Source organism: Desulfosporosinus sp. I2 (assembly GCF_000960765.1).
Lineage (GTDB): Bacteria > Bacillota > Desulfitobacteriia > Desulfitobacteriales > Desulfitobacteriaceae > Desulfosporosinus.
This window is the reverse complement of record NZ_JYNH01000145.1, coordinates 1-11,836: the sequence shown is the minus strand read 5'-3', so window position 1 is coordinate 11,836 and position 11,836 is coordinate 1. Positions and strand designations below refer to the sequence as shown.

Below are 11,836 nucleotides of genomic sequence, written 5' to 3'. Positions count from 1 at the left end.
TTTTTATGCTGCCTGCTGTTTTCAACGCAAGTCTTTGCCCTGTCCGGCAGCGACATTACGCTGAAAATACGCTCTCCCGTAAACAGCTTGACCAGTGAAAGCGGCGTGATCGCGGTGGAGCAGTTTCCGGCAGAAATTGCCATCAGCGCTGCGGCAAAGGCGGGCAATTTGGCAGGAATACAATTAAGCCATAACGGTCAAACCCAGGAGATTCCGGCGGACCACATTCTGACCATTCCGAATAAAGAGGCCTGCGGGGTGTATACCCTGACAGCGAAAACAGATGAGGGCGCAGTCCTCACCATAAGCGCAAATGTGGTATTCCAGGTAAAGGCCACATACAATATCCGCTACCGCACGGTAGGGATGAATTTGAAGGAAGTCTATGATGGAGCAGACAAGCTAAAGACCTTTCCCACACCCCAGCGCATTGACCTGGTGCAGGCCAACACCATCGCCGGATACGAGCAGAAACGCATTGCCGGGCTGATCGGCAGGAGCGACGGCAGGACCTACACGTTGAAGGGCAGTCTGGTGGTGGAGGTTTACGACTATTCCACCGGGAAGGTCATCGGGACCTATGATGCAAATCAGGATTTTGATGCCCTGACTACAGGTTTTCAGTGGACCCCCAAGAGCCTCATGGCCTTTGAAACCATGCGGAACGCGGCAATCACCTATCAAGCCCCTGTAAAAATTGACGTTCAGGCCACATGGTGCAGTGAAGACAAGCAAGAGGTGTACGGCAAAGCTACGGCACAGGACAGGGGTGTGCCGGAATACCTCTATCCCTACCAGACCACCAGCGTCACCTTCGCAAAGGATGATATCTCCCTATCGCGCAACTATATCTATAGAGGTATGGAATGGGATTACACACCGGAAACTGCCGGATACACCGATGGGGAAAGTCAGACCCAAACGGCAATTACCCAAAAGATCAACACCCAAATTCCTGCGGCAGACTTTTACTTCAAGTTTAAAAAACAGGATGGCAACGACCTTTCCGTGAGCATCCATGCCCCTGAAACCGTCTACCGGGGGGACAGCTATTCCTTCGAGGTGGTTTTTACCAACCATGGCGCAGCGCCTGCCTATGATGTGCCCTTGATCGGCACCGTAGACCGGGAGCAGATGAAAGAAATCCCTGCCAAGCAGGATTTCTCGCCCAACGAAAGCAAAACCTTCACCCTCACACGGAATACTGACAAAGCAGGGGAGGTCATAACGCTGTGGGCGCAGATCAAAGTGCCCGAGGGATTTATAGATAAGAACCCGGAGAACAATACCGCCACAGCGGTCATTCGGGTGGTGGAAAAACCGGAACCGACCCCAAGCCAGGGGAAGAACCCCGAACCGGACAAAGAAAATCCGCCACCGGCGGAAAACCCCGACCCGGAAAAGCTGTGTGATGTATCGGCAAGCATTGCAGCGCCGCCCACCGTTTACGAAGGGGAGCCTTACCGCTTTACGGTGAGCTTTACCAACCATTCCGACAGGATGCTGAAGGATGCAGGGGTACAGGGGAAAAACAATGATGCCGTTTTAGACTCAATTCCCAAAGCGCTTGCCTTCAATCCCCTGGAAACCAAAACCTATACCCTCACCGGACAGGCGGGGCATGTGGGCGAGGTATATAACCTGTGGGCAAATATCGGAGTACCCGAGGGTTTTCGGGATGAAAATCCGGTTGATAACACCGCGGCTTCCAAAATTATTGTTGTGGCAAAACCCTCCGGTGATCCGACTGACCCCGGCAATCCGCCGGGAAACCCGGATAATCCACCCGACAAGCCCAATAATCCCAATGATCCTGATAACCCGCCAGCAGGCCCGGATAACCCTCCTGATCCCGGACATCCGCCCGTCGACCCGGTGGTGCCGTCGGAAAAGCTGTGCGATGTATGGGTGAACGTATCCTACCCGCTCACGGTCTATGAGCAGGAGGAATACAGCTTTACCGTGTACTTCACCAATGACACGGACAAAGCGCTGTCAGGGGTAAGCTTGAACGCTTCCATTGACGGTAAGACAGTTTCAGCCGTACCGACTGCGGCAGATTTCCAAGCCCATGAAACTAAAGCCTTCCTTGTCAAAGGCAAGGCAGGAGAAAAAGGCACAACCATCCGACTGTCGGCCCAGGTATCGCCGCCTGCGGAGTACAGGGATACCAACACGAGCAACAACCGGGCTAAGGCAGAGCTCGCCGTAGTGGAGCGTCCCTATGACTTGGATGTGCAGCGGATCACTCCCGATCGGTACAAGGAGAACCAGACGGTCATCAGCACCATCAAGGTGTCAAACCGGGGAAGCCTGGACTTTACGCCCGGACAGAAGGTCAGCGTTCTGTTTGAAATCCCGGAGCTATCACTGTCCAAGCGCATCGATGCTGTGGTCATGGAAAAAGACACCTACAACATCGTGTCGGTCAAATGGGATACCCCCAATGTGCAGGCCGATAAAAACACCACCTTGATTGCGGTCATCAATCCCGACCAAGTCCTGGACAATGAAACATCCACCGCCAACAATACCTATATCCAAAATGCCGTCATCAAAAATGTAACCTATGATGATCCGGAAGAGAGTACAACAATTCCCGCACCACCGCAAAGAAGCGAGCAGCCCAGGGTGACCTGGAAGGAGCAGCGGTTTGAAAACGACCGGTTTGTTTGGAAAGACTTCTACGCCGAGCTAAAAGTAGATGCCGTCCTTGACTATGAAACAAAGGCAAAAGGCTATATCAAATCGGGATACGGTTTCTCCATCAATGTTACAACCTCGGTAAATACCAACTACGACAGACCGGAGCTGATTACCGCGCCGCAGACTGCCGAGGTCTATCTGCCCCAGTACCGCTATGAAACAGCCATCCCACTCATGAAGGAGGGCGACCATTTTACATTCAAAGAAAATCCCACCTCACCCTTTCGATACAAGAAGCAGTATGTCCCGATATGGTTCCCCGATGACAGGGACTATATCGTGCAGCTCCTTGTCACCGATGTGCACACTCCCGGAGGTACCCTGTCCAAATGGATTACTGGAGGGAACCTGAAAATGAAGGTGGTTGACAGCATGTACTCCGATGATGTCACCACGGGGAGTCCATGATGCTGCTGCTTTACGCCATCCCGATGATCTGTGCTGCCATCACGGATTGGAAAAAACGGATTATTCCCGATTGGACATGGATTGCCATTCTTATGGTGGGATTTGCTTCTGCGGTCATCAATGGTAAAGGAATCTTATATATTCCCCTGCTTGAAAGATTTACGGGACTTTTGTTCCCGGCAGTCAGCCTTCTTATGATTGCTTTCAAATGGGGCGGTGTTGGTGGGGGAGATATTAAGCTGATGGCAGCCTTGGGCTTTTGCTTCGGGCTTTACGGACTTGCAGCTATCCTCTTTTTTGCAGTCATCCCTGCCTGCATTTATGCCAGAGCGACAAAGCAAAGGAGCGTGCCTTTGGCCGTATTTTTGTGCATCGGCTTCTTTGTATATGCCGGTCTTTTACTTTCATAGAGGGGATATTTTTTGAAAGTATTATTGGTGCTGCAGATTTGCAGCCATTTATAAGGAGGAATATTGTGTGATACATTTCCACGATGAAGTCCACCGGCAGAAGGTCGTACACTGCTTACAAAAGGAAAACAGGATTTATCCCGATGGCAGGGCTGACAGCTATTACCTGCCTGCCCTGTATCTGCTTCTCTCTACAAAAAACGATCTGTATAAAAAGACCAGCAGGTATATCGACAGGGATGGCATCGACTTTGAAAAAATGCTGTCCAAACAAGACTTTCCCAGCGGTGAAAGAAAGCTCATCAAGCTGGCGGCTAACCTTTTCAACGGCTCCATGGAGGTTACCCCATCGGAGTTGATCGACACGCTGGATGAGGAAAACTTTACTCTGGCTTTGCAGGCCATTTTTCTCAAACGTACCAGCTGCCATGTCCAGGAACTGCTCCCTGCTGCAAAAGAAGTTCCTGAACCGGAGTCGCAGGCAAGGATGCAGATAAACTAAATTCTGATGGATGGGAGGATTAAAATTGAGTGAAATAAAAATAACGATTTTAAGAGATGATCTCTACGATAACTCCGCCTATATCGGTGCACACCTCTGTCTGCCTGCAACGAATGCCGAAATACAGGATGCCCTTGAAAAAGCAAGGATCGATGATGAGCATCCTGATTTTTCGGTAGTGGATTATGCGTGTGGGCAGGATTACTTAAACGAGCTTCTGCCGAAAAAGGCTTCGCTTTATGAGCTTGACTACCTCGCAAGACGATTGGCAGGCATGGATGATTTTGAAAAAATAGCTTTTGAGGGGGTAGTAAAAATAGAGGGAGCGCCTGACCTTGTTAAGCTCATTAACCTCACCTACAACCTCGCCGAATGTAATGTAGCATTCGCAGTGTACAATGACGAGCAGCTCGGCAAATTTTATGTGGACAATGAGTTCATAACGGAGCTGGAGAAAGTGCCTGAAAAAGTGCTGCAATACATCGACTATGAAAAGGTGGGACGTATCTACAGAGAGGCAGAAAAGGGTGTATTCACGAAAACCGGTTATGTAGTGCAATCAGAGCCGGATATAAAGGTTGTCTATGACAGCACCAACATTCCCAAGCCCGATGACGATAGCGGATATGTTTTCAAGCTGTATCTTATAGAAGGATGTTTTGAACCGGAAAAAGCAAAAGGGGCTTGGCTGAAGCTTCCTGCATCGGAGGCTGAAATTGCTTCTGCTCTGTCGGAGATCGGGGTGGCTTCTTTATTTGATTGCGTTTTTACCCACTGCGAAAGCAGCATGCCCTGCTTCGAGGATGTGTTCTCTGAAAGTGAGGACATAGAAATGCTGAATATCTTAAGCAATGCTATTTCAAAAATCATAGATAGCAATATGGGCACTAAGTACAAAGCTGCCCTTCAATATGAATACTGCACCGATCTAGACTTGGCCATTGACATTGCACAAAACCTGGACTGCTACAGCTTTTATTCCTCACTTTGCTCACCGGAGGACTATGGACGGCACGCACTGCACGAAGCCTCCGGACTTCCACCCGAAGATACGGCCTTTAAGCTCCTTGATTTTAGGCGATATGGGGAAGCCAAAATGAAAGAGGATGGTGTGAAATCCACGGATTACGGATTGATTTGCCGCAACGAGAAAGAGTTTGTGTTTGAATTTTGTACCAGACCGCAAGGACAGCAAATGGGGGAGATGTAGGGATGTGGATAGAACTACAGGCAGAGCATCCTTCTACACAAGAGATTTCAACAAAGCTTTGTCTTCCTGCGATGGAAAAAGAGATCAGGGAGGCGATGAAAGTCATCAATCCCTATGACAGGCAAGACTTCCACTACCTTGTCACCCAATGCGATTTGCCTATCCTTGAGCTGGAGGAATACATAAACTGCAGCTCAGGCAATCAGTATGAACTGGATGAGATTAACTTCCTCGCAGAAAGGCTTACCTATCTCACGGACTATCAGCAGGAAGTCATGGCCTATATCCTCAAAACCGGAACTGCTTCGGATATGAAAAACCTGATCAATTTAACCTATCACCTTGATCATTTCACGTTGCAGGGCATCACCAATGACGAGCAGCTTGGCTCCTATTGCTTCACAACCGGAAGGATTGAAGTGCCGGACAATCTCATCGAGTTTATCGATCTTCGAAAAGTGGGGCTCCAGCAAAGGATTCAGGATAAAGGCCAATACCTCGATCATGCCTATGTGGTCATAGGAGATTACAAGCTCACAGAACCCTACGATGGACAAACATTCCCAGACGTGATGCAGGGGGCAGCGATACCGATCAAGGTGAAACTCAAACCTATAAACTCCGGGGACGATGGGATCTGGCTGCGGCAGCCGCTGACAAAAAGAGAAGAAGAGCTGGTTTGCAGCAAGCTGGGGATAAAGGATATCGAGGACGCGCAAATAGCCGATGTGAGCTGTCTTATACAGGGATTTGACCGGGAAGTTTTGAAAGAGGCGTGTTTGGTTGAATTGGACACCCTTGCCCAAACCATTCAAAAAATCGATCAAAGGGATTGGCTGACCTTGGAGGCTGTTATTCAATATGAAACTCAGGGCGTGAATCCCGGCTCCCTCCATGTGAGTGATTACTATAACTGTGGACTGAATATACAGTGCTACGATCACTTTCCTCAAGTGAGGACTCCTGCCGAATATGGCTGTATGCGCATGGAAATGGCGGCTGCAAATATACCCGACATGGTGCAACAATTTATAGATTACAACACTTTAGGCGCAGAAAAGATCGCCGCGGAAAAGGGCAGGTTCACTGACTACGGATACATCTGCCGTAATGCAAATGAATATCTGGATGTTTGCGAAGGCGTGGAAATCCTACAGCAGCAGCTATAAGTGGATTCGAATAAATGTAAAATCAACCATAAGACGTCACCGATGAGGCAGCGTCTTTTTTTGTGCCTCAGAAGGAGTTGAAAAAGATGAACATACGCAAAAATACGCCGGATAAAGAAGCAAACGATCAAAGAAAGGTCTACAGCATAGCCGAGCCGCAGGATACGGAGAAGTGCAGAGGTTGTCCCTATGCCGGAGTGGGCTTTATCTGCTGGGATCAGGACGGAAGCTGCATGAAAACCGATGTGGAGAAAATCTACGACAAGTTAAGGTCAAGGAGGTGATGACTTATTGAACAGTATCATCAGTTGGATAGGCGGAAAAAAGGCACTTCGGGAACTGATTTATGAACGCCTGCCCAAAGAATACGGACGATACATTGAGGTGTTTGGCGGGGGTGGTTGGGTTCTCTTCGGTAAAAGCCCGGACAGTCGTTGCATGGAAGTCTACAATGATTTTAATTCCAACCTTGCCAACCTGTTCTTTTGTGTCAAGGAGCGTACTGCAGCTTTTCTGGTGGAGCTTGGATTTCTACCGTTGAATTCCAGAGATGAATTCCTAGTCCTTCGAAAATTTCTAGGCAAAGAGGAATTCACAAAAGATTACTTACAGGAAGAACTGGACCTTGCACAGCACTATTTGGAAGAGCTGGAGTTTGAAGAAGTAAAGGCCATGCTGATGGAGAATGCGGAAGTGACCGATGTCAAACGGGCGGCGGCTTTTTTTAAACTCATTCGGTACAGCTATGGCAGCGGCTGCACTTCCTACAGTTGCCAGCCCTTTGATGTGCGAAGGGCCTTCCAGCTGATATGGGAGGCATCCCGCAGGCTGGCCAATACGGTCGTGGAAAATAAAGACTTTGAGGCGTTGATCCGTCAGTACGACAGGGATAACGCCTTGTTTTATTGCGATCCGCCCTACTACCAAACCGAGGGGCACTATGAGGTGGAGTTCCGCAAGGAGGACCATGTGCGACTCCGGGATACCTTGGCCCAGATAGAAGGGAATTTTCTTGTATCCTACAACGATTGCGAATACATCAGGGAGCTATATGAGGGTTATCAAATCGAATCCGTCACCCGTCTGAACAATCTGGCGCAGCGGTATGACGGAGGTTGCGAATATTCGGAGGTACTCATCTCCAGCTATGACGCCTCGGAACGCAGGCGGGACATACCGGTGCAGATGGGTCTCTTTGATAGGCCAAACGGCTTTTACAACACAGAGCGATGATGAAAAAACATTAGAAAATTAAAGGCTCCAATGATGGGGCTAAGGAGGAATTTGACCATGAAAATGATTGAAATCGAAAGCACGGTGGACCAACAAGGGAAGCTCACAATCCCCGCTCGTCTCATGGAAGACCTGGGGCTTGTACCCGGTGATACAGTGAGACTTGCCTGTGTCAGCAAGTCTCCCGACGATCCACTCAATACCCTTGGTGAATTTTTAATTGCGTCGAATGGCATTGCTGACTTTGAAGAAATGGAAGCGGAAGAAGGGGAAATATCACTGCCCAATGAGCTGCTGGAAGCAGCAAACATCCCCCTGGGCAGTGACATTGAAATTGTCTGCACAGAGGGTGCCATCATCATTACGGCGGCAGACCCGCTGGATATGATTCCCGATGAACTGTGCCAGCTGTTTGCCGAGCTGAATATCAGCCCGGAAGCTGTTCGCAGTGTCATAAGGAGTGGTGGTGTTTTGGATGGACAGTAAAGCCATTTACAAGGTGGTGGATGACAAAGGGCGGGTGCTGATCCCTAAGGAGCTTCGCCGTGCCGCTGAGATAAACCACGGTGACATTGTGAAATTGGACATGGACAAAGGTCGGGTGACTGCTCAAAAGGTCAACCTCATTGAGGTTGGCGATCAGTCCCCGTTGGCGGTGGAGGCGTATGTTTTCTCCGCGGTAAAGACCATGGAAAAGCAAACCCTGCTTTCCCTTGCAGCAAAGCTGATTGAACTGATAGATGAAAATACTGAAGTGCAAAAGTAAGGAGAAAAAGAATGGAAAACACAAAGCCTTTCACCCATGAGGACTGCATTGAAACAGGTTATGCCATGTCTATCGAGGGCAAAGTGATTGTTATAGCCTTATCGGCACTGTCGGAACAGTATCACAACAGAGAAAATCAACTCTATTACTGCGATGGCGGCAATGGCAGCAGACCAAACCCCATGGGTCGTTCTATTTTTGCAGCCTCTCTCTACGATGGAGTAAAGATGCGTTGGAACCGGAGTGATGTGGTGGGGGTGCTAAAACCGGAGCTGCTGCCCGATTGGGCAAAGGATACGTTGGAGCAGATACAGTCCGGCAGTTCTCCGCAGATGAATCTGTAAAGGGGATGGAACGATGGATAAAAAGCTGTTTACCGTAGAGGACTGCATCAAGGACAGCTATTACAAAGAGGATTATGAAGGGAAAATCATCGTCATGCGTCCCGAAACCTTAAAGGATCAGTACCGCGATGAACGTTTCCAACTGTGGCTTGGCGGGTCCGGCTTTGGCTGCGACCCGTCTCTTAGAGGCCGGGCGGTATTTGCCACCTGTCTCTATGACAACGAACATGCAGAGTGGCGGCGTGAAAACTTTCTTGGCACCATCAAGCCGGAGGTTTTGCCTGATTGGGCAAGGCTGAAGCTATCGCAAATGAAGCCCCACTCCTCTGCTAATGAACGTGAGCAAACACCAAAATACAGCGGGTACAGCTTCCTTGAAAACGGCAGATATAAGGCAGGTGTAGGGCTCTACAGTGAAAAAGAGGCTATGGAATATGTGGAGCTGCAAAAACCTTATCAGCACAGAATCATGATCTGTGACCGGGATGACTTTAATGTCTTAGAGGTCATCAAAGGCGAGATGATTCATCCATCCAAGGAAGACTTGGAAGCATTCCTGTCAGAGCAGGAGCAATCCGGTCATTCAATGCGGATGAATCTGTAAAGGAGGTGCCGATATGCCTGGAATCTTTATCAAAAAAGACCGCATCATCTTCTATGGCAATACCGCAGGCTATATAGACAGTGGCAAGGCTGTAGTTGATCCCATGTTTCACTGCGGGGAGCTGAATGATTTCCTCACGGCAAAGCAGGGGCTGTCCGTGGAATGGGTAAATGGTGTGTACGACCGGCTGGCAAACGGGAAGCAAGACTTCGATGAGCAACCAATCCTCAAATTCTGCCGCATCTACCAGCTCAAGCCGGAGGTTGATCCAATGATCAAATTCATTGGGTATAATGAACTCCTCCAGGGAGGCTTTGGAAAACCGGACCCCGAAAATTATCAGGTGGTGTATGGCGGCCAGCTTGAAACCAACGATCTGGATGCCATCTTCGAAAAATTCAATCTGCGCCATCCACCCGATTTCCAAGGGCACTCCCTGTCCATGTCCGATGTAATTGAGCTATACGACAAGGACGGCAGCGAATTCCATTATGTCGACCGCTTCGGCTTCCTGCAGATAGACTTTCATGAGTCTCAACAGGAGCAGCAAGGAGGTCAATCCATGAACCTATAACCAACCCGACAGCAGAGGCTGTTTTTTTTGTACTCAAAATCAAGAGCAGGAGGAAAAGACCATGAAGAAAAATGAAAACACACAGGCCGCAGCCAAGGAAAACACAGCAACACAGACCCTCCCCATGAAAGTGGATGTGAAGATCGGCTCTATCCGTCCGACTGGAAGTATCCGAGCCACCGCATCGGTCAACTTGAACGACTGCTTTGCCATCCGCAATGTGAAAATTATCGACAGCAGCAAGGAACTGTTTGTATCCATGCCCAGCTACAAGGCTGGCAATGGAGAGTACAAGGACATTTGCTTCCCGGTAACCGCAGCCTTCAGGAAGCAGCTCAATAATGCTGTGCTCAACGCCTATCATCAGGCTCTGAACATAAACCAGAGCCAGGCACCTACCCACGACGATCTCCCTTTTGATTCACCGGAGCAGACCAACGGCATGCAGATAGGATAAGTAAAGCAAGTCCGCAACTCAAAATATAGATTAATGGAGGCAGTGATATTAATGGACGAAGAAAAAAACATAATCTCTCAGGAAGTATTAATGATGGTGGATATGTTTGACTGTCTGGATGGGCAGCGGCAGCTTGAGCTGCTGGGGATTTTTATTGAAAAACTTGAGAATGGCGAAATTGAGCTGAATGGGAAGCAAGTTACGCCCGAGGAAGTTGGAATTGATGACGCTTATGTCTGCTATAGCACCATTCTGGATATGATCAGTGCGGAAGGCAAGCTGACTGATCATCAGACACAAGGGATAACATGATGAGCAAGTTTAAGAAGAAAAGGCAGCAGAGCATTGTCGGTCAAGCTGCTTACCCACAGTCTTCCACTACAGAACTGCCGGAAAACTATTCGTTGCATGACGGGTTTTTATTCAAAGGGGATACGCCTGTATCCCTTGCAACTTCAGGGATTGTTGAGAGCGCAGTCCGGGGCTTTCTTCATGTAGAAAAAACAGAGAAATACAAAACTAAATAAAATTTCACAGGGAGTATTCAAACACCAGCATCGACAGCTGGTGTTTTTGACTGCCTGTGCCGGAGGTGGTAGTAACGGAAAAACTGGAGCTTGATCTGATCAGGGTTGCCTCCTATCCGGATTCCATTTTTAAATATCAGTTGATTTATAAGGCCGGGAATGCCACAGGCATGGCGTGGGTATACAGCTTTGATGAAGAATGGTACTACCTGTATAAACAGGACACGGAGAAGTATAGGGTAAAGAGGCGCAAAGACCTTGAAGGCATTAAGCCCTCTTTTACCTATAAGCAGCGGAAAAGGCCCATAGATCATCAGGGCAAAGCAAAACCCCTTAAGAAAAACGCGGTAGTGCAGCCATTGCCCATGAAAGTGGAGGTGAAGATCGGTTCCATCCGTCCTTCAGGAAGCATCCGGGCCACAGCTACAGTCAACCTGAACGGCTGCTTTGCCATTCCCAATATAAAGATTATTGACGGCAGCAAGGGCTTGCTTGTAGCCATGCCCAGCTGCAAGACAGACGACGGAGAGTATAAGGACGTCTGTTTTCCGGTGACCGCAGTTTTCAGGCAGCAGTTTGATGATGCTGTCATCAACGCCTATCAGCAGGCAATGAACATGAATCAGAGTCAAGCACCCACTCAGGGAGATTCACCTTTTGAAGAACCGGAGCAGGCCGACCGCATGCAGATGGGCAGTATGTAGCGTCCAATTTTGTGTAGAACGCCAACACATACAAATTGACACGATTGAGAATCCCTGCATTTCACTGAAAAAGCAGGGATTTTTAATAAATAATAGATTTATGGAGGCAAAAACATGATGAGAAAATTTGTGACAAAGGTAAAAAATCAGATTGCAGGAAAGGTATTGATGGCAAAAGCCATCCTGAGATCACATGGCGGTGAAAATTTTGTGGACAGTGCC

General features: G+C 48.7%; 16 protein-coding genes. All 16 read left to right on the top strand.

Features of this window, described 5'->3' with window-relative positions; all coding sequences use genetic code 11:
- A partial coding sequence (locus tag UF75_RS21470) for a hypothetical protein (RefSeq protein ID WP_082075273.1) occupies positions 1-3,114 on the top strand: 3,114 nt, incomplete at its 5' end.
- Entirely contained in the window at positions 3,111-3,524 is a 414-nt protein-coding gene (locus tag UF75_RS21465) for an A24 family peptidase (RefSeq protein ID WP_242860375.1), read from the top strand. The genes UF75_RS21470 and UF75_RS21465, both read left to right, overlap by 4 nt.
- Before the next feature lie 67 nt (positions 3,525-3,591).
- Positions 3,592-4,026 (top strand): DUF6075 family protein, encoded by a 435-nt coding sequence (locus UF75_RS21460; protein WP_045576597.1) that lies wholly within the window; start codon positions 3,592-3,594, stop codon positions 4,024-4,026.
- Between the two features lie 25 nt (positions 4,027-4,051).
- Positions 4,052-5,236: an antirestriction protein ArdA gene (locus UF75_RS21455; protein WP_045576596.1), complete on the top strand. Its 1,185-nt coding sequence runs from the start codon at positions 4,052-4,054 to the stop codon at positions 5,234-5,236.
- 2 nt (positions 5,237-5,238) lie between these two features.
- A complete protein-coding gene (locus tag UF75_RS21450) occupies positions 5,239-6,405 on the top strand; it encodes an antirestriction protein ArdA (RefSeq protein ID WP_045576595.1) in 1,167 nt (388 codons plus the stop codon).
- A gap of 86 nt (positions 6,406-6,491) precedes the next feature.
- Positions 6,492-6,689: a hypothetical protein gene (locus tag UF75_RS21445; RefSeq protein ID WP_045576594.1), complete on the top strand. Its 198-nt coding sequence runs from the start codon at positions 6,492-6,494 to the stop codon at positions 6,687-6,689.
- A gap of 7 nt (positions 6,690-6,696) precedes the next feature.
- Positions 6,697-7,638 (top strand): DNA adenine methylase, encoded by a 942-nt coding sequence (locus UF75_RS21440; RefSeq protein WP_045576593.1) that lies wholly within the window; start codon positions 6,697-6,699, stop codon positions 7,636-7,638.
- Between the two features lie 57 nt (positions 7,639-7,695).
- A complete protein-coding gene (locus UF75_RS21435) occupies positions 7,696-8,124 on the top strand; it encodes an AbrB/MazE/SpoVT family DNA-binding domain-containing protein (RefSeq protein WP_045576592.1) in 429 nt (142 codons plus the stop codon).
- Complete coding sequence (locus UF75_RS21430; protein ID WP_045576591.1) at positions 8,114-8,404, top strand: AbrB/MazE/SpoVT family DNA-binding domain-containing protein; 291 nt, start codon at positions 8,114-8,116, stop codon at positions 8,402-8,404. The genes UF75_RS21435 and UF75_RS21430 overlap by 11 nt, the downstream gene beginning before the upstream one ends.
- A gap of 11 nt (positions 8,405-8,415) precedes the next feature.
- Positions 8,416-8,748 (top strand): hypothetical protein, encoded by a 333-nt coding sequence (locus UF75_RS21425; protein ID WP_045576590.1) that lies wholly within the window; start codon positions 8,416-8,418, stop codon positions 8,746-8,748.
- Between the two features lie 13 nt (positions 8,749-8,761).
- Positions 8,762-9,352: a hypothetical protein gene (locus UF75_RS21420; RefSeq protein WP_045576589.1), complete on the top strand. Its 591-nt coding sequence runs from the start codon at positions 8,762-8,764 to the stop codon at positions 9,350-9,352.
- Between the two features lie 13 nt (positions 9,353-9,365).
- Positions 9,366-9,926: a YodL domain-containing protein gene (locus UF75_RS21415; RefSeq protein WP_045576588.1), complete on the top strand. Its 561-nt coding sequence runs from the start codon at positions 9,366-9,368 to the stop codon at positions 9,924-9,926.
- Positions 9,927-9,987: 61 nt separating this feature from the next.
- The gene (locus tag UF75_RS21410; protein WP_045576587.1) at positions 9,988-10,383 is read left to right on the top strand and encodes a SpoVG family protein; all 396 of its coding nucleotides are present in this window, start codon (positions 9,988-9,990) and stop codon (positions 10,381-10,383) included.
- A 51-nt stretch (positions 10,384-10,434) separates the two neighbouring features.
- Positions 10,435-10,695 carry a hypothetical protein gene (locus UF75_RS21405; RefSeq protein ID WP_045576586.1) on the top strand — a complete coding sequence of 87 codons (261 nt, stop codon included), beginning with the start codon at positions 10,435-10,437 and terminating at the stop codon, positions 10,693-10,695.
- A complete protein-coding gene (locus UF75_RS21400; protein ID WP_242860374.1) occupies positions 10,692-10,910 on the top strand; it encodes a hypothetical protein in 219 nt (72 codons plus the stop codon). Before UF75_RS21405 ends, UF75_RS21400 begins: the two co-directional genes overlap by 4 nt.
- A 365-nt stretch (positions 10,911-11,275) precedes the next feature.
- Positions 11,276-11,614, top strand: a complete 339-nt coding sequence (locus tag UF75_RS28605; RefSeq protein WP_045576599.1) for a SpoVG family protein — start codon at positions 11,276-11,278, stop codon at positions 11,612-11,614.
- Positions 11,615-11,836 lie beyond the last annotated feature (222 nt).

What these genes read in the sequence shown, in the direction of transcription:
- UF75_RS21465 (WP_242860375.1), top strand. Translation starts at nt 3,111, where the DNA reads ATGATGCTGCTGCTTTACGCCATCCCGATGATCTGTGCTGCCATCACG.
- UF75_RS21450 (WP_045576595.1), top strand. Translation starts at nt 5,239, where the DNA reads ATGTGGATAGAACTACAGGCAGAGCATCCTTCTACACAAGAGATTTCA.
- UF75_RS21445 (WP_045576594.1), top strand. Translation starts at nt 6,492, where the DNA reads ATGAACATACGCAAAAATACGCCGGATAAAGAAGCAAACGATCAAAGA.
- UF75_RS21435 (WP_045576592.1), top strand. Translation starts at nt 7,696, where the DNA reads ATGAAAATGATTGAAATCGAAAGCACGGTGGACCAACAAGGGAAGCTC.
- UF75_RS21430 (WP_045576591.1), top strand. Translation starts at nt 8,114, where the DNA reads ATGGACAGTAAAGCCATTTACAAGGTGGTGGATGACAAAGGGCGGGTG.
- UF75_RS21425 (WP_045576590.1), top strand. Translation starts at nt 8,416, where the DNA reads ATGGAAAACACAAAGCCTTTCACCCATGAGGACTGCATTGAAACAGGT.
- UF75_RS21420 (WP_045576589.1), top strand. Translation starts at nt 8,762, where the DNA reads ATGGATAAAAAGCTGTTTACCGTAGAGGACTGCATCAAGGACAGCTAT.
- UF75_RS21415 (WP_045576588.1), top strand. Translation starts at nt 9,366, where the DNA reads ATGCCTGGAATCTTTATCAAAAAAGACCGCATCATCTTCTATGGCAAT.
- UF75_RS21410 (WP_045576587.1), top strand. Translation starts at nt 9,988, where the DNA reads ATGAAGAAAAATGAAAACACACAGGCCGCAGCCAAGGAAAACACAGCA.
- UF75_RS21405 (WP_045576586.1), top strand. Translation starts at nt 10,435, where the DNA reads ATGGACGAAGAAAAAAACATAATCTCTCAGGAAGTATTAATGATGGTG.
- UF75_RS21400 (WP_242860374.1), top strand. Translation starts at nt 10,692, where the DNA reads ATGATGAGCAAGTTTAAGAAGAAAAGGCAGCAGAGCATTGTCGGTCAA.
- UF75_RS28605 (WP_045576599.1), top strand. Translation starts at nt 11,276, where the DNA reads ATGAAAGTGGAGGTGAAGATCGGTTCCATCCGTCCTTCAGGAAGCATC.